The organism is uncultured Tenacibaculum sp., from assembly GCF_947495995.1.
Classification (GTDB): domain Bacteria; phylum Bacteroidota; class Bacteroidia; order Flavobacteriales; family Flavobacteriaceae; genus Polaribacter.
This window is the reverse complement of record NZ_CANMAX010000002.1, coordinates 159,286-177,774: the sequence shown is the minus strand read 5'-3', so window position 1 is coordinate 177,774 and position 18,489 is coordinate 159,286. Positions and strand designations below refer to the sequence as shown.

Here is an 18,489-nt window from a genome sequence, read left to right as displayed (position 1 = left end):
AATTCATTAACGCTTTCAATTTATTAATTGAAAATTTCTTGAATAATAAAATCTTTTCGTCGACTTGAAACCGGAACTTTGTGATCTTCATTAATAATCAATAACCCGTTTTTATTGTATTGAATTACATGGTTTTTATTTACTAAATACGATTTGTGACATCGAATAAACACATTTTTAGATAATAATTCTTCCATCATTTTAATAGGCTTAGAAACCACAATTCTATCGTTTTTTGTGTAAAACATAGTATAGTTTCCTTCAGATTTACAGTAAAAGATATCTTCTTCATAAACAATAAAAATATTCTCTAAAGTCTTTAAAATAATACGCTTTCTGCCAGATGATTTTGTAAAGTGTTCTTTAGAAACTTCAACAGATTTTTCAGTATGATTATGTTGTTGAAATCCTTCTACTACTTTAGTCACTGCCGTATTAAACTCATCATCATCTATAGGTTTAATTATATAATCTAAAGCTCCAACCTTAATAGCTTTAATAGCATGATCATCGAAACCAGTTATAAAAACTAAACACAAATCTTTATAATCTATTTGAGAAAGAATATCGAAACTTGTACCATCTTTTAAATGAATATCTAAAAATAACAGATCAGGTTTTTCTTTACTAATAACTTGTATAGCATCGGAAACACCTTCTGCTTCTCCTACTATTTCTATTTTATCTTGAAAATTATTGGTGAGTTTTTCTCTAATCAATTCTTTGATATAAACCTCATCATCAATCAAAATTGCTTTAATCATTACTTGTCAATTTATAGGGGATTAAAAATTTCACGTATACTCCACTTTCATTCGTATTCAACTCTTTTTTATCGAATGTAATAATTTTTTGTTTTGTGGTTTTATATATGAAGTTTGAAATTAATTCTGTAGAAACAGATGTCTTTGTCTTAGATTTTTCTTTTTGTAAGCCTATTCCATTATCTTCAATCGTGCATTGAATATATTTTCCTTCTAATTTTAAATGAATCGTTATTTTCCCTTTATAATCGATTTTTGAAAAACCATGTTCAATACTATTTTCTATAAAAGGCTGTATAAGCATTGGAGGAATATAGAGTAAATCATCCTCTTCAAAATTTTCTATTTCTATGTTAAATCCGAAACTATCGGGAAACCTAAATAACTGTAATTCTAGGTATTTTTTTAGTAACTCTAATTCATCTTCTATCAACACGTAATTCTGTAACGAATTACTCAGTACTAATCGTAGTAATCTAGAGAATTTAGTTAAATAGTTTACTGCCGAATTCTGATCTCCTTTAAACTGACTCTGAATTATAGATAAACTATTAAATGAAAAATGAGAATTCATTTGAGAACGTAATAATCGTTGCTGTAACTGTATTTCTTGACGTTCAAAAGCATAATTTCTTTGTCTATAAAACAAATATCCAATGATTAGTAATAATACTACAATACTAGAAAAAGCAATAAGTTTAATGTTTCTAGATTCTAACTGAATATTATCTACAATTGCTTTATTTTTTTCGGCAATAGCTAATTTTTCTTTTTCATTGGCTAATTGTAATGCATACAGTTTTTCATTTATTTTCTCCTCTTGTCTATTCGTACTTTCTTTTATAAATGATAGATATTCCTTTAGTACTTCTTTTTCATCTTTATTAGTTCTGTAATTCAACAAAAATCGATATTTCGTATAAGAATTAACGTGTTTTTTCTTCGTATTAACATTCAATAATGCTTTTGTTGAATCTAAATATTGAGAAGTAATATCATATGCTTTAGTTGTTAAATAAGCTTCAGAAATGTTATTATATGCTTCTATTAAGTTGTTAGTGAAATCAATTTTACTTTCATGACCTTTACTTAACAAACCTTGTTCTTTTATAAGCTTAATAACTTTCTTGTAATAAGAAATTGCACTTTTATAGTCTTCGCTGTAGAAATTTAAAATTCCATATCTTCTATAAATCTGACGTTTAGAATCAATACTACAATCGATTGTAAGTAAACTATCTAATAATTTTGTAGCTTTTTTCTTATCCTTTAGATAATATGAGAAAACTCTAGATTTGGCAATAGCAGTAATTACATACATATCTATATTACCTATTTCTTTTGCTATTTTAAGGATTTTGTTATTGTATTGTAATGATTCTTGATAATTACCAAATACTAAACTTTTTCTAGCCAAATAATTATAAGCATAAATAAGATCTTTTTTAAACTTAACTTCATCTGAAATTTTAATAAAATCTTTGGCTAAACTTATTCCGTTTGCAATATTCCCTCTAAGGTTTTCCATTTCCCAAGTGGTTCTATAAAATGCAATTGTTCTAGAACTTTCATTAGGCTTTTTTATTAGAGAAATAGTTTTATGAAGGTAAAATCTTGCTGAATCCAAATTATTCTGTTTCTTAAAGTAATTTCCTTTTAAGAATATATTTTCTAAGAGAAGCGAGTCACTTATTTTTGGGTTTTTATCAAGTATTTCTTCTGCTTTATTGATGTAAAATAAAGTAGAATCCTTCTTTACTTTTTTAGACTTTTTTTGAAGTGACGCAATCGTTTCTAATATATTTTCTTTTGTATTTACATCTGAATTATTACAACTTAAACACACTAAAATGATTAAGAAAAAAGCCCCAATTTTTTTCATCTAATACTCTTATATATTTTCAAAGTTAATTTTTTTAGATCAATTGATCACAAATCTTAACGTACGACTACTGTAGCTGTTTCCATAAACAAAAAAGACTCGCAAAATGCGAGTCTTTGAAATTTACGTATATAAATAAGCATTAGTTTTTGACTAATGATTTTGTTCTTCCAAAATACCAGATGTAAGCATAACAAATTAATGTAAGTATAAATGCAGTTTTAAATCCGAAATTATCTATTAATCCTCCGAAAATAAAAGGTACAATTGCACCACCAACAATTGCCATACATAATAATCCTGAAGCTTGAGCTTTTAAATCTCCTAATCCTTCTAAGCTTAAAGTAAAAATAGTTGGGAACATGATAGAATTAAATAATCCTACAGCTAAAATTGACCACATAGAAATTAATCCTGTTGTAGCAATAGAGATTAAAATCATAGCTACAGCTAAAATTGCAAAAATCGCTAACACTTTACCCGGAGAAATAATTTTTGTTAAATAAGCTCCAATAAAACGACCAATCATTGCTCCACCCCAATAGAAAATCACAAAAATTCCTAATAAAGATTTTGGATCAGAGTTTGAAAATGTTTTATTGAAAACACTTGCAATTGTATTTGCAATATTCATCATTGTTTCGTTTTGAGAAATGATAGTTGCTAAGTTCATATCTTGGAAATAATTCACTAAAAAACTTCCGATAGAAACTTCTGCTCCTACATAAACAAAGATTCCTAGCGCTCCAAGTAACATTACTTTATTTTTTAATAATGATAAATAACCTCCTTTCGGACTTTCTTCCATCACTTTTGGCAGCTTAATAAATGAAAACACCAAAGCTAAAACTCCAATAAAACCTGCGATAAATAAAAATGGAGTTTGAACTGTAGCGGCTTCTGCTGCATAATATTCTGTTTTTGCAACTTCTGATAATTGCTCAATTTCTTCTGATGTTTTTACGGTATCACTTAATAAGAATAAAGCTCCTACAATTGGTGCTATTGTTGTTCCTAAAGAATTAAATGCTTGTGATAAGTTCAATCTACTTGAAGCTCCGTTTTCACTTCCTAATAAAGCTACATAAGGATTTGCTGCCACTTGTAAAACTGTAATTCCTCCAGCTAATGTAAAATACCCTGTTAAAAACACGAAGAAACTTCTATATGAAGAAGCCGGATAAAATAACAAACAACCTAAAGCCATTATTGTTAATCCTAAAACAATTCCTTTTTTATAGCCTATTTTACTTAATAGTTTACCTGCAGGAACTGAAACCACAAAAAAAGCTGTAAAAAATGCAAACTGAACTAATACTGTTTTCGCATAAGACATTTCGAAAACATCCTTTAAACGAGGCACTAAAGAATCTACTAATACAGTGATAAATCCCCATAAAAAGAATAAAGTGGTTAAAAATATAAAAGCTGTTTTGTAAGATTTATTGGTTGTTGTCATAAATTATTATTTGTCTTTTAAATAAAAATCTGATTTAATGTTTTTGTATCCGTTATTATCAAACTTGCTATAACTAAACCATTCGTGAATAGCATAACTTCCTACTTCTCCTTTCTTATTCATTGCGATATAACAAACTTGAAAATTTTTAAAATCGCTATCTGGTTTTGTTACTATTCTTTTAATCGCTTCTTCACAAGCTTGTTGTGGTGACATTCCTTGTCGCATTAATTCTACGATTAAAAAGCTTCCCACAGTTTTTAAAACTTCTTCTCCTAAACCTGTAGCTACAGCCCCTCCAACTTCATTATCGATAAACAATCCAGATCCAATAATTGGTGAATCTCCTATTCTACCTCTTAGTTTATAAGCTAAACCACTTGTTGTACATGCTCCTGAAAGATTCCCTTCGGAATCCATTGCTAGCATTCCAATCGTATCGTGATTTTCAATATTAATTATCGGTTTGTATTCTGATTTCACTTTCCATTCTTCCCAAGCTTTTTTAGATGCTTCAGTTAAAAGATCCTCTTTTTGAAATCCTTTTGAAACCGCAAATTGCTCAGCTCCTTTACCCGATAATAATACGTGAGGTGTATCTTCCATAACTTTTCTTGCTACAGAAATTACGTGCTTGATATTTTCTACACCAACTACAGCTCCGTAATCACCTTTTGCATTCATAATACAAGCATCTAAAGTCACAAAACCATCTCGGTCTGGTAATCCACCAATTCCTACAGTTTGATTTTTAGGATTTGCTTCTTCTACTCTACATCCTTGTTCAACTGCGTCTAAAGCTGTTCCTCCGTTTTGTAAAACTTTGGCTGCAGCGTTTACAGCTTCTGGTGTATTCCAAGTAGCTATTACTAAAGGTTTATTCACAGTGGTAACTGTTTGAACTTTTACTGGGTCTTCAGGTTTCTTTTCTGTTTTACAACCTGTGATTAAGACAGTAGCTAACAAACCTACACTAAATAACGTTGCTTTATTTATCATTTTTCTTCCTTTAGTTCTATTATTTTATCATTATTTCATCAATAAATATCCAAGACTTACCATTATGCTTGTATCCTAAATGCCATTCTGGTAAATCACCTAATTTTTTAGCTACAACTTTTACATATCTCACATTACTTCCTTTCAAGTGTATTGTTAATTCTTTAATACTAGTATTTTCTTTAGGTTTTACTGAATCTATTTTTAAATCTGCTACTTGCTTGTATATTTTTCCATCTACAGAAGTATAATATGCTACCGATGTTGGTAAGAATATCCAACTACGTTGATCTTCTAAATAATTTGTACTAATACTTTCTACCCATTTTTCTTTTCCTAAGTCGACAGTTGCAACTACATCTACATTAGAATATCCTTGCCAAGTTCCAGTTCTAAAATCTCTCGCTCCTTTTATTCCATCGATTAGTGCATTATCACCTCCTGCATTGTATTGATTCGCATATGCTGTTTCTAAAGAAATTTTAATATTCGGATCAATTTTCACAAAATTTGTTTCAATAACTGCACTTTTAGTTTCGCCTATTTTCGCATAAGCTGATAACTTTGTTTTTTCTGAAAGTTGAATTGGTTGCTCGTATTTTTTAAATTCTCCATCATTTAATTTGAAATATATTTCGGCGTTAGTGTCAGCATTTGCTAATACAACTTGGGTATTTCCTTTAAATGCTACTTCTCCCTTTTCTATGAATGGAGCAGGAACAATTAAATGATCTTCTATACTACTCTTTGGTAAAGCATTTTCTTGTGTTCCCCAATTACTTGGTGAATTTGTCATTTCAAATTCTAAAGAACCTCCGTTCACAATTTCATTATGTGTAATAAAAGTTTGATCTAAAGTTTTACCATTTAATCTAGCGTTTTTAATGTATTTATTTTCACTACTAATTCCTTCAGCGACTACTGTAAATGTTTTACCGTTTTCTAAATGAATTGTAGCTTTTTTAAGTAATGGTGCACCAATAATATATTCGTTAGAACCTGGCGTAACAGGATAAAATCCTAAAGAACTAAAAATGTACCAAGCACTCATTTGTCCGCAATCTTCATTTCCAGAAATACCATCTGGAGCATTGGTATACTGTTCTGTAAGAATTTGATATATCTTCTCTTGTGTTTTGTTTGGTTTTCCTACGTAATTGTACAAATACGCCATATGATGACTTGGCTCGTTTCCATGCGCATACTGACCAATTAATCCGGTAATATCTTTCTGATGACGCCCTGAAGTGTTTGATTCAGCAGCAAAAAGTGTATCTAAATTCTTTTCTAAAATAGAAGCTCCGCCTAATAGTTTAATATATCCTGAAATATCTTGAGGAACATAATTACTGTATTGCCAAGCATTCGCTTCTGTATAATTAAAGTTAACTTCATACGGATCGAAAGGTGCAAACCAAGTATTTCTAAATCGACCTCTCATAAATTGTGTTTTTGGGTCGAAGATATTTTTGTAATACTGTGCGCGTTGAATATATTCTTTATAATCTTCTTCTTTTCCCATTTGCTTAGCCATTTGAGCGATTGTCCAATCGTCGTAAGCATATTCTAATGTTTTAGAAACCGATTCACTTTCTTCTTCCACAGGAATATATCCTAAAGACTTGTAAGACTTTAATCCTAACTTATCTTTCGTAGCAGAATATTTCATTGCTAGCAACGCTTTTTCAGCGTCATAATCTTTAATTCCTTTTAAATATGCATCTGCTATTACTGGAACGGCATGATAACCAATCATACAACCTGTGTAATTTGCAGATAAATCCCAAATTGGCATAATACCACCTTCGTCATACTTTGCTAAAAATGTATTGATGAAATCATTCGTTCTATCTTGCTCAATAATCGTATATAATGGATGCGTTGCACGATAAGTATCCCAAAGAGAGAAAACTGTGTAATAATCGAAATCTTTCGTTTCATGAATTTTTAAATCCATTCCTCTGTAACGGCCGTCAACGTCTTGATATAAATTCGGAGCAATCATTGTGTGATACATCGATGTATAGAAATTGACTTTATAATCTTCGTTATCACTTTCAACAACTATTTTTCTTAATTGCTTTTCCCAAGTTTCTTGAGCTTCTTTTTTAATTACTGAAAAATTCTTATTTCCTATTTCTTGTGCTAAATTATTTTTCGCTCCTTCAATATCTACTGCTGAAATTCCTATTTTAACATAAACCGGTTCATTATTTGGGTTAACTAGTTTAAAAGCATAACGTTCAGCGTTTTTTTGTGCATAATGTTCAAAACTGGTATCGATAGGATGTGAAAGTTGAATTGAGTAAAATAACTTTTGATCTGTAGCCCAAGCTTTTGAACTTCTACTACCCTGCAATTCAGTATTCGAAACAATTTCTAAAGAAGCATTTAATAACTGATCTCTATGCTCTAAATCTAAAACAATCACTTGGTTTTCAGCAGAAGGAAACTGATACTTGTGGATTCCACTACGTTTAGAAACGGTGAGTTCAACATCAATATCAGTATCATCTAAATGTACTTTATAAAATCCTGGTTCAGCTTTTTCTTTATCATGTGAAAATTTAGAACGATAACCTTCTTTACCATCTGCTCCATTATTGAAAATTACTTTATTTGTTGGCATCAATAAAATATCTCCATAATCAGAAACACCTGTTCCGCTTAAGTGTGTGTGTGAAAATCCGTAAATATATTCATCAGAATAATGATAACCAGAACAACCATCCCATCCATCTAAACGAGTGTCGGGACTTAATTGCATCATTCCAAAAGGCATCGTCGCACCAGGATATGTATGTCCGTGTCCGCCAGTACCTATAAAAGGATTAACATAAGTTAATAGTGATTTTGTATCTTGTGCAGGAGTAATTACTCGCTCTTTACAACTAATAATTGAAAAAATAACTAGTGTAAATAACAGTTTACTAAAATTCATTTGGTTTTATTGTTATTTTGAAAATTCTAAGATAGTAAAATGAAGTCGTATCTGTTTTTAGGAATCTTATGTTTTTGTTTTTTTAACTGTAAAAAACAAACTTCTGAACGTATTGTCATTACTCCTAACATTATTCCTATTCCGTTAGAAGAAGAAATAAAAGAAGGAACTTTTATACTTTCAGAAAATACTTCTATCGTTGGAGATGTTAAGTTTAATAAAGTAATTAACTATTTAAAATCTTACACTAAAGATCAATTATTGTTGAATATTGGTGTCAGTTCTGATTCAAAAAATAAGATCAATTTTAGTATTGATAATCAAATTAAACATGATGAAGGTTATATTTTAAATATTGAAAAAGAATCAATAACTATAAAATCGAAAACAGACAAGGGAGCTTTTTATGCAGTACAATCACTGTTACAATTAATTCCAGTAAAAAGTGAAGCAAAAGAAATTCCTATTCAATGTTTAACAATTAAAGATGAACCTAGGTTTCAATACAGAGGAATGCATTTGGATGTTGCTAGGCATTTTTATAGTGTTGATTTTATTAAAAAGTATATCGACATTATTGCTTCTTTAAAATACAATACTTTTCATTGGCATTTAACTGAAGATCAAGGTTGGCGTATTGAAATAAAGAAATATCCTAAACTTCAAGAAATAGCTGCTTTTAGAGATGAAACTTTAATTGGACATTACAACGATCAACCACAACAATTTGATGGAAAGAAATACGGCGGCTATTACACACAAGAACAAATTAAAGATATTGTTAAGTATGCTTCGGAACGATTTGTAACAATAATCCCTGAAATTGAAATGCCTGGGCATTCTCAAGCTGCTATAGCTGCATATCCTGAACTAGGTTGTACAGGAAAACCGGTTAAAGTAGCAACGAATTGGGGCGTTTTTGATGAAGTATATTGTCCATCAGAAACTACTTTTAAATTTTTAGAAGATGTTATTGATGAAGTCGTTGAATTATTTCCTGGAAAATATATCCATATTGGTGGTGATGAGGCTCCGAAAACAAAATGGAAATCTTCGGAATTTTGTCAGAAGTTAATACGAGAGAAAAACTTGAAAGATGAAGAAGGATTACAAAGTTATTTTATCACCCGAATGGAAAAGTATATTAACAGTAAAGGAAAACAAATTATCGGTTGGGATGAAATACTTGAAGGCGGATTGGCTCCTAATGCGACAGTAATGTCTTGGAGAGGAACAGAGGGAGCTGTTAAAGCTGCTAAAGAAAAGCATAATGTTATACTTACACCTACATCTCACTGTTATTTTGATTACTATCAATCAGAAAACGAAAATGAACCATTAGCAATAGGCGGCTTCTTACCATTAGAAAAAGTGTATAATTTTAACCCTATTCCTAAAGAATTAACAAAAGATGAAGCCAAATATGTTTTAGGAGCTCAAGGAAATGTATGGACTGAATACATGGAAACATCTGATAAAGTGGAATATATGACATTCCCTAGAGCAATTGCATTATCTGAAGTGCTTTGGTCTAGTGAAAATCGAAAAAAATATGTTAATTTTACCTCGAGATTATTAACTTTTCAGCAAAGATTTAATAAAAAAGATATTAATTACGCAAACCATTTATACGAGATTAAAGGAGAACTATTGGATCAAAATGGGAAATTAACGTACAAACTCTCAACTAAAGATAATCAGAAAGTTATGTACACTGTAGATGGAAGTCTCCCAACTTACACTACGGCTAATACTTATGTTAATCCAATACATATTAACTCATTAACAACATTAAAAGCTAAAGTTTTTAGTGAAACAGGTGACGAAATAAGTCCGCTTTTCTCAACTAAAATAAATTTGCACAAAGCAGTTGGTAAAAAGATTGAATTGAGTACTAAACCTCACGCTTCCTACAATGCTGGTGGAAAAAATGCGCTGATTAATGGTATTTATGGAAGTAACAAACGTTATGGAGATAAAGAATGGTTAGGTTTTTCTGGAAAAGATGTTAATATTACTATTGATTTAGACTCTCTTACCCCTATTAACTCAATAAAAATGCGTTTTCATAATGGAAACGGACAATGGATATACGCTCCTAAAAAAGTAAAAATTGATTTTGTAGCTTATAGTAACGAAAAAACAAATTTAGATTTTATCCCCGTTAAAAATCGAGATTCATTACTATGCAATTTAAATGTAAAATTTAAAGATATAAAAGCCTCAAAAGTACATATAAACATTCCTAATTATGGAATGATTCCTGAAGGGAAGCAAGGTGTTGGACATAAAGCTTGGACTTTTATAGATGAAATAATTATAAATTAATGAAACTAGAAATCTGTGCTAACTCATATCGATCTGCATTATACGCTCAAGAAGCTGGAGCGCATAGGATTGAATTATGCTCTGAATTACAACTTGGTGGAATAACTCCGTCTTACGGACTATTAAAACTTGTTGCAGAACAGTTAACAATACCAGCTTTTGTGCTGATTAGACCTAGAAGTGGTAACTTTAATTTTTCTCCAATAGAATACAAAATTATGAAGGAGAATATTTTACTGTGTAAAGAACTTGGGTATTCTGGTATCGTTTCTGGTGTTTTACATAGCGATAATACTATAAATGTTGAACGTACCAAAGCTTTAATAGAGTTAAGCAGACCTTTACCATTTACTTTTCATAGGGCTTTTGATCTAACTCCAGATCCATATAAAGCAATAGAACAACTTATAGAATTAGGTGTTGAACGTGTTTTAACGTCGGGACAAAAAGATACTGCTGAAGAAGGAATAGCGCTTTTACAAGATTTACAGGAAAAATATGGTGACAAGATTACTATTATCGCAGGAAGCGGTGTAAACCCGAATAATGCTGCTTTATTTAAGGAAATTGGACTTCGTGAAATTCATAGTTCTGCCTCTAAAAAAGTGAAACCAAGAGAAGAAGAATTAGATTGTTTCGGAATTTCTGATCAAACAATATCTAATGATCAAATAATTAAAGATTTAATGAATCGTATTTTTAATTAAACCCTTATAAATCGTTTACATCTAACTCAATACATTTATAATCATTATTAAGATATTGTGGTACTAAGTACTTAATTTCAAATACTACTTTATTTAATTTTTCATCATAAAGCATTTCCAAAAAGGTCTCATTACTTTTCTTTCTTTATCATAATTAACTGATAAATCGCAAATTTGTTCCCTATTTAAGAGTAAAATTCGATTTTTATTTATGTTATCTAAGATTTTAGAAGTAGTGAAATTGTTTTTTAGAAGAATTATAGTATCATTCTTAATTGGTCTTGTTCTGTCCTTACCTACTCCATCCTTATAATATTTGAAATGGTAATTAGTTGTCAGTAAATTGTAAAGAGAATCATTATTGATAATATTCACCAATTCTACTTTAAGTTTATCTTCAATTTTTGGTTTGCAAGAAAATAAAAATAATACTGCTATTATTAGGTAGTACCTAGACAAAATTCAGTTTAAATCACACCTTTAAAGTATTCTATTACTTTAAGTAAACCTTTTTCTAAAGGTATTTTAGGTTCCCAATTATTTAATGTCTTTTTAGCTAGTGAGATATCTGGCTTACGTTGCATTGGATCGTCCTCAGGTAACGGTTTAAATATCAATTGAGATTTAGAATTCGTAATATCAATAATCTTGTTAGCTAAATCTAAAATTGAAAACTCACCAGGATTTCCAATATTAATTGGTCCTGTTACGCTATCATCTGTATTCATCATACGAATCATACCTTCAACTAGATCATCAACGTATTGAAAACTTCTTGTTTGATTTCCTTTACCATAAATAGTAATATCTTCTCCTTTTAAAGCCTGAACTATAAAATTAGAAATAACACGACCATCATTAGTATTCATTCTCGTTCCGTAAGTATTAAAAATTCGAATAATTTTAATACGAACATCGTTCTGCTTATGGTAGTTTACGAAAAGTGATTCTGCACAACGTTTTCCTTCATCGTAACAAGAACGTAATCCGATAGGATTTACATTTCCCCAGTATGATTCTGGTTGTGGATGAATTTGAGGATCACCATATACTTCACTTGTAGAAGCTTGTAATATTTTTGCATTAATTCTTTTGGCTAATCCTAACATATTTGTTGCACCAACTACAGAAGTTTTGATGGTTTTTATAGGATCATGCTGATAATGAATTGGTGAGGCCGGACAAGCTAAATTATATACTTCATCAACTTCTGCATAATACGGTTCAGTTATATCATGTCTTACGATCTCAAAATAAGGATTATCCATTAAATGAATAATATTCTTCTTACTTCCTGTGAAGTAATTATCTAAACTTATTACTTCATTTCCTTCGTTTAACAAACGTTCACATAAATGCGAACCAATAAAACCTGCTCCTCCTGTAACTAAAATGCGTTTCACCTATTTAAAGAATAATTTTGGAAATTGTATTTCCGGATTTCTATTTAATAAGCGAATGTAAAAAGTAGATTTCAAAAAAGCCAATCCGTAACCAAAAAATTGAATAAATACTGCAAAAATCGATAATACTCCGACTTTTAAACTTTTATTTAATACTGTTGAATGAACAAGTAATAATAGAAGATAAGCTAATAAAGGATATACTAATATTGGATTAACAAAAATGCCTCCTAAAATTGAAGCTAGCGTAAACAATACAAATAATGTAGGGAACCAAAATGTTAGTTTTGCTGTTGTGGGATGCCATTTAGTTAAAATTGGACGTACCATTCCAAATTTTTTGACCTGTGTATGAAATTTCTCCCACGAAATTCTTCTTTTATGGTACACATATGCATTTGGTAAAAAACCTGTTGTAAATCCTTTATTTACGATTCTTTGAGATAAATCTGGGTCTTCTCCTGGATGTATTTTAGAAAAACCTTCAGTAATTTCGAAAGCTTCTTTAGAAATCCCCATGTTGAAACTTCTTGGTTCAAACTTTTGAACTTTTACCTTTCCACCACGGATTCCTCCAGTTGTAAAGAAAGAAGTCATTACATAATTTATAGCTTTCTGAAGATCTGTAAAACTTTCGTGTGCAGCATCTGCCCCTCCAAAACAATCCAAATAGTTTTCTGCTAAAAATTTATCAATTGTAGATAAATAATGTTCGGGTAGAATTACATCAGAGTCTAATATGATAAAATAATTCCCCGTAGCTCTTTTCATCCCATAATTTCTAGAATCTCCAGGCCCACTATTCTCCTTATAGAAATAGCTAATATTTAATTGTGTATTGTATTTTTCTACAATAGTTTCTGAAGACTCACTAGAACCATCTTCAACAATAACAATCTCATACTTCTTTGTAAAATCTTGCTTTGTTAAACTTTCTAATAGTTCATCGATTTCATCAGGTCTATTGTAAACTGGTACAATAAGTGACAATTTTACTTCACTCATACTAAAACAGATTTCTTTATTTTTTCTGCAATACCATTCCAAAGATTAATACGCATTTGCATAGAAGCTTTTGCATAATATAAAACTTCGTTCCATTTATTTTCATCATCTCCACATAACTCATTTATCATTTGTAATGATAATGGTCCGTGCTCATCTCCATCTAATTCTATATGCCTTTCTAAATAATATGTAAGCTTAGTAAACTTAGTTTCTTTACTTAATTCAGCTTCTTTTATAATTTCTAAAAACATATCTGGAATAATATCCTCTCTACCAAACGTAAAACATGAAGCTATAATATGCGGTTGATTCGTTTTTATTGCATTAAAAGTAAATGCTACGAAATCTTTAGTTTCTTTAGTAATTGCTGAATTTTCTAAAGAAGGTGTAATTGTGTTTATTGAAGAGATTGAATTAATAAAATTATCTATTTCATTCGTACTTGCATCTATCTCTTTCATGGCATCGATATACATTTCAAAATGACTTTTAGGCACTCCTAATTCATTTACATCTGTTTCTTCTCCATGCACTATTTCGTTAATAAATCTAGCTGTTACAGGATTACTTACAGGAATCCATGGTAAACTTGTACAAGTTAAATGGTATTGTAATGCTTTTAATAGCGACATGAAGTCCCAAACAGCAAATACATGTTCCTCCATAAAGATTTGAATATCTTCAAGGTTTTGTAAACTAGTATATAAATAATGATTTTTTAGTTGATTTCTTAAATCTGTCAACTCACTTTCAATAAACTCTACATTCATCTTTAAACAGTTTTTAATCGTAGGACGATAGCCAAAGGCTTAGTTTTCAATATTTGTACGGAAGGTTAAAAGGTTTTTGACCAAACACCTTAATTATATGTATTAAGGTTATTTTATTAAAAAATGCAAATCGAATGATTTGCATTTTTTATGAAGTTATATTTATTATTCTTCTGTAAAACGTTCCATCACAGCATCACTAACTCCCATATTAGAGAAACCTCCGTCGTGGAATAAGTTCTGCATAGTAACTTTTTTCGTTAAATCAGAGAATAAAGAAATTGTATAATCTGCACACTCTAAAGCTGTAGCATTTCCTAAAGGAGACATTTTTTCAGCGTAATTGATAAATCCGTCAAATCCTTTAACACCTTGTCCAGCTGTAGTTGGTGTTGGTGATTGAGAAATTGTATTTACACGCACTTTATGATCTCTTCCGAAGAAATATCCAAAACTTCTAGCGATAGACTCTAAATATGCTTTATTATCTGCCATATCATTATAATCAGGGAAAACTCTTTGAGCAGCCATATAAGTTAATGCTACTACACTTCCCCATTCGTTCATCGCTTCTTTGTTGTATAATACATTCATTGTTTTGTGGAATGAAACCGCAGAAACATCCCAACCTTTTGTTGTAAAATCATATTTAGGATCTGTATAATGACGTCCTTTACGAACATTTACAGACATTCCAATAGAGTGTAAAACGAAATCTAGTTTACCTCCTAAAATTTCCATTGACTTTTCAACTAAATTAGTTAAGTCTTCCATAGAAGTTGCATCCGCAGGAATAATTTCAGATCCTGTTTTTTCAGCTAATTCTTTTAACTGTCCCATACGTAATGCAATTGGTGCATTTGTTAATACAAACTCTGCGCCTTCTTCATGAGCTCTTTCAGCTACTTTCCAAGCGATTGAGTTTTCGTCTAATGCCCCAAAAATAATTCCTTTCTTACCTTTTAATAAGTTATACATAATTTAGTGTTTATTATCTTATTGGTTAATTAATTTTATCCTTTGCATAAGGCTCATCTTCTTTCTAACTCTACTCACTGATGCATAAATAGCATCTACTGCCTTATTATTAATGGTTTCTTTAATTGCTAATTTGTAATTCTTGTGTGCGTTTACAAAATCTCCTTTCAACTCGTATGCCTGTCCCATTTTATTGTAAATCGTAGACTTATCTATCACACTCCTACCAATTACTTTCTTGCCAAAAGTAATCATTTCATCATTAAGATACATGTCTATTAACAAATATGAATAATTACTATATGCCGCATGATAATCAGGCGCAAATTTTATAGCTAATTCTAAATGATTTTTGGCTTTTGGATAATTATTAAACTTCATGTTATATAACCATCCTAAATGATTGTGAGCCCTTCCATAATCTGGAAACTCACTTAATAGTTCTAGCAACATTTCTTTTGCTTCAACTATTCTATTCTCTTCTATTAATTTATCTGCTTCAAAAAATAAGTTCTCTGCTCTATTGTCGCTATGCATAACCGATTAATTTAATAGTTCTCTTGCATGAATTAAAGCACTTTCTGAAACATCTTTTCCGCTTAACATTTCAGCTATTTCTTTAATTCTTTCTTCTTTAGTTAACGCTCTTAAATTAGAAGTTGTAATTCCTTTAACTTCTTCTTTATATACTTTAAAATGTGTAGCTCCTTTAGATGCAATTTGTGGTAAATGTGTAATTGCGATTACTTGCATATATTCACCCATTTTTTGCATTATATCTGCTATTTTGTTTGAAACTTCTCCAGAAACTCCAGTATCAATTTCATCAAAAATTATAGTTGGTAGTTTTGTGTTTTGAGATAATATTTTCTTAACAGATAACATTATTCTTGATAATTCTCCTCCTGAAGCTACTTTCTTTAATTCTCCATAATTACCGCCTTTATTCGCTGAGAATAAAAATTCTAGTTCGTCTTTACCGTTCGATAAATACTTTTCAGTTGGATGAACTGCGATAGAAAAAGTTGCATTTGGCATACCTAAATCTGATAACAACGATTCTAGTTGTTTCTTTAATTTTGGTATTCCTTTTTCTCTTGCTTGAGTAATTAAAGTAGCTACACTATCTAATTTATCAGCAACCTGATCAATCTCTTCTTGCTTCTTTGTAATAATTTCTGAAGCATTTTCAACAGAACTAACTTTTTCAGCTAAAGAGTCGTATACTTCTAAAAGTTCTTTAATAGTTGCTACCTGATGCTTTTTTTGTAAACTGTAAAGCAATTGCAACCTATCATTTATCTCTTGTAATTCATTTGGATTAAACTCTACGGCTTCATTAGAAGTTTCTAACTCAGATACAACATCATCTATTTCTATTTTTACACTAGAAATTCTACTGTATAATTTTTGATATTCTTCTGAAAAAGAACTGATCTTTTGTAAACTATTTTCTAAAGCATGAAGTAAATTTTGTATTCCATATTCTTCACCTGTAGATAAATGAATTGCTTCAGAAAGATTCAATTTAATATCTTCTACATTATTAAGAAGATCTAATCTTTTTTCTAATTCTTCTTGTTCCTCTAGTTTAAAGTCTGCTTCATCTAGTTCTTTAAACAAGTGTAAATTATACTCGTATTGTTGTTGTTCTTTCTCTTGATTTTCTTGAAGCTTTCTTAGTTCAGAAACTAATACATTGTATTGTTTTAAACCTCTTTTATAAGAAGCTATTTTCTTATCATTCTTAACTAAAGCATCTAAAATTGAAAATTGAAAATTAACATCTGACAATTGTAATGTTTGATGTTGAGAATGGATATCTATTAACTCTGTTTTTAACTGACTTAAGTTACTTAATGTAACAGGTGTATCATTAACAAAAGCTCTAGATTTACCAGAAGGTAAAATCTCTCTTCTTATAATTGTTGTAGTTTCATAATCTAGATCGTTATTTGCAAAAAAACTTTCTAAATTATACGCAGATAAATTGAACTCTGCTTCAATAACACATTTAATATCATCTTTTTTAAGCGAAGACAAGTCGGCTCTGTTTCCTAAAACCAGACCTAAAGCTCCTAACAGAATCGATTTCCCTGATCCTGTTTCACCTGTAATGATTGATAATCCTTCTGTAAAATCAATAGATAACTTATCTATTAATGCATAATTTTGTATAAATAATTTTGCTAACAAATTCCTTCGTTTAGAGCCAATAAAAATACGGAATAAAAGTAAAAAAGAAGCCTAAAATTATATTAGTGTAATCTTAAAAAGAATTATGATTTAATTTCTTTCCATTGACTACTTAATGTTGGAGCGATTCTTTGAAGTGTTTCCTTCAATTTTACCTCCATACCTGTTGTTTTTCCTTGAGTAAAAGTTTCACGAATTTCGTTAGATTTTGCATCTAAAAAAACACGAATCATGTAATTACCAACAGTAATATTGAATAATTTATCCAACTGAAGTAAACTGTTTGCGATATTTTGTTTTGCTTCTCGTTCGTTATCTGCGAAAACATCAAAACCTTTTCTATGGTATTCGTAGTAAATTGATCTTAATGTTCCGAACTTAGATGATAATAAACTATCAATTAAAGCAAATCTATTTTGTTCTCCAATTGTATTTTCCCAACCAGATTCTCCACTTTGCTGTGCTTGACGCATTGCATTTTCAGCTTGCTTTAAGTAATTTTCTCCTCCACGTAACGCAAATGAATCTGCATCAACTCCTAAAATTACATACACATAAAAAACTATGGTAGAAACTAAATTCGAATCGAATGAATTCGGATTGTAAATTAACTGTTCAAACTCGTTATACTGAAAATTAAAGTTTGTATCGTTTAAATTTAACAATGGAGTTTCGTAAGTAGAATTATAAACAGGTCGTGAAGACTGCACCTGTAATGATGCCGAAAAACTATTTGAATTTTGCTCGTTAATTATAATCGTAAATGCACAATTAATTCTTTCTTGAGTTAAGAACTTCTTATTAGTCCACTTTGTTTGATTAATAAACTCTGTTAATGATTGTTCTAAAGTTGTAAAAACTTGTTTATTGGTACTTTGTATTCTATCGGAATTTACATCAACAATAGCATTTATTTCACCTTGAGCTGTTGCAATCATTGAAGACAACACACATAAAACAATTACAAAAAATCTATTTTTAACAACCATAAGTTTTTCAAATATCTGGTCGAGCGCAGTCGAATTTTTAACATTACATTTACTCAACTGCGCTC

General features: G+C 30.1%; 14 protein-coding genes. 2 read left to right on the top strand and 12 right to left on the bottom strand.

What is annotated here, in order from left to right; all coding sequences use genetic code 11:
* Nucleotides 1–23 precede the first annotated feature (23 nt).
* From Q1A15_RS05855 to Q1A15_RS05835, 5 genes are all read right to left on the bottom strand, one after another.
* Nucleotides 24–764, bottom strand: coding sequence for a LytTR family DNA-binding domain-containing protein (locus tag Q1A15_RS05855; protein WP_299620263.1), 741 nt, complete (start codon nucleotides 762–764; stop codon nucleotides 24–26).
* Nucleotides 757–2,646 carry a histidine kinase gene (locus tag Q1A15_RS05850; RefSeq protein WP_299620260.1) on the bottom strand — a complete coding sequence of 630 codons (1,890 nt, stop codon included), beginning with the start codon at nucleotides 2,644–2,646 and terminating at the stop codon, nucleotides 757–759. Before Q1A15_RS05850 ends, Q1A15_RS05855 begins: the two co-directional genes overlap by 8 nt.
* Before the next feature lie 142 nt (nucleotides 2,647–2,788).
* Nucleotides 2,789–4,105 carry a sugar MFS transporter gene (locus Q1A15_RS05845; protein WP_299620257.1) on the bottom strand — a complete coding sequence of 439 codons (1,317 nt, stop codon included), beginning with the start codon at nucleotides 4,103–4,105 and terminating at the stop codon, nucleotides 2,789–2,791.
* Nucleotides 4,106–4,111: 6 nt separating this feature from the next.
* A complete protein-coding gene (locus Q1A15_RS05840; protein WP_299620254.1) occupies nucleotides 4,112–5,104 on the bottom strand; it encodes a N(4)-(beta-N-acetylglucosaminyl)-L-asparaginase in 993 nt (330 codons plus the stop codon).
* A 19-nt stretch (nucleotides 5,105–5,123) separates the two neighbouring features.
* On the bottom strand, nucleotides 5,124–8,045 hold the full coding sequence (locus Q1A15_RS05835; RefSeq protein WP_299620251.1) for a GH92 family glycosyl hydrolase: 2,922 nt from the start codon (nucleotides 8,043–8,045) through the stop codon (nucleotides 5,124–5,126).
* A gap of 39 nt (nucleotides 8,046–8,084) precedes the next feature.
* Between Q1A15_RS05835 and Q1A15_RS05830 the strand changes: the two genes are divergently transcribed.
* Nucleotides 8,085–10,373 (top strand): family 20 glycosylhydrolase, encoded by a 2,289-nt coding sequence (locus tag Q1A15_RS05830; RefSeq protein WP_299620248.1) that lies wholly within the window; start codon nucleotides 8,085–8,087, stop codon nucleotides 10,371–10,373.
* Nucleotides 10,373–11,080: a copper homeostasis protein CutC gene (locus tag Q1A15_RS05825; RefSeq protein WP_299620245.1), complete on the top strand. Its 708-nt coding sequence runs from the start codon at nucleotides 10,373–10,375 to the stop codon at nucleotides 11,078–11,080. Before Q1A15_RS05830 ends, Q1A15_RS05825 begins: the two co-directional genes overlap by 1 nt.
* Nucleotides 11,081–11,547: 467 nt before the next feature.
* Here Q1A15_RS05825 and Q1A15_RS05820 read toward each other — a convergent pair whose 3' ends face one another.
* From Q1A15_RS05820 to Q1A15_RS05790, 7 genes are all read right to left on the bottom strand, one after another.
* Nucleotides 11,548–12,483 (bottom strand): UDP-glucuronic acid decarboxylase family protein, encoded by a 936-nt coding sequence (locus Q1A15_RS05820; protein WP_299620242.1) that lies wholly within the window; start codon nucleotides 12,481–12,483, stop codon nucleotides 11,548–11,550.
* Nucleotides 12,484–13,488, bottom strand: a complete 1,005-nt coding sequence (locus Q1A15_RS05815) for a glycosyltransferase (protein WP_299620239.1) — start codon at nucleotides 13,486–13,488, stop codon at nucleotides 12,484–12,486.
* Nucleotides 13,485–14,261: a DUF3050 domain-containing protein gene (locus Q1A15_RS05810; protein ID WP_299620236.1), complete on the bottom strand. Its 777-nt coding sequence runs from the start codon at nucleotides 14,259–14,261 to the stop codon at nucleotides 13,485–13,487. Before Q1A15_RS05810 ends, Q1A15_RS05815 begins: the two co-directional genes overlap by 4 nt.
* A gap of 165 nt (nucleotides 14,262–14,426) precedes the next feature.
* Nucleotides 14,427–15,239, bottom strand: coding sequence for an SDR family oxidoreductase (locus Q1A15_RS05805; protein WP_299620234.1), 813 nt, complete (start codon nucleotides 15,237–15,239; stop codon nucleotides 14,427–14,429).
* 18 nt (nucleotides 15,240–15,257) lie between these two features.
* The gene (locus Q1A15_RS05800; RefSeq protein WP_299620231.1) at nucleotides 15,258–15,776 is read right to left on the bottom strand and encodes a tetratricopeptide repeat protein; all 519 of its coding nucleotides are present in this window, start codon (nucleotides 15,774–15,776) and stop codon (nucleotides 15,258–15,260) included.
* Between the two features lie 6 nt (nucleotides 15,777–15,782).
* A complete protein-coding gene (recN, locus tag Q1A15_RS05795) occupies nucleotides 15,783–17,435 on the bottom strand; it encodes a DNA repair protein RecN (protein ID WP_299620228.1) in 1,653 nt (550 codons plus the stop codon).
* A gap of 83 nt (nucleotides 17,436–17,518) precedes the next feature.
* Nucleotides 17,519–18,424, bottom strand: a complete 906-nt coding sequence (locus tag Q1A15_RS05790) for a DUF4835 family protein (RefSeq protein ID WP_299620226.1) — start codon at nucleotides 18,422–18,424, stop codon at nucleotides 17,519–17,521.
* Nucleotides 18,425–18,489: the final 65 nt, after the last annotated feature.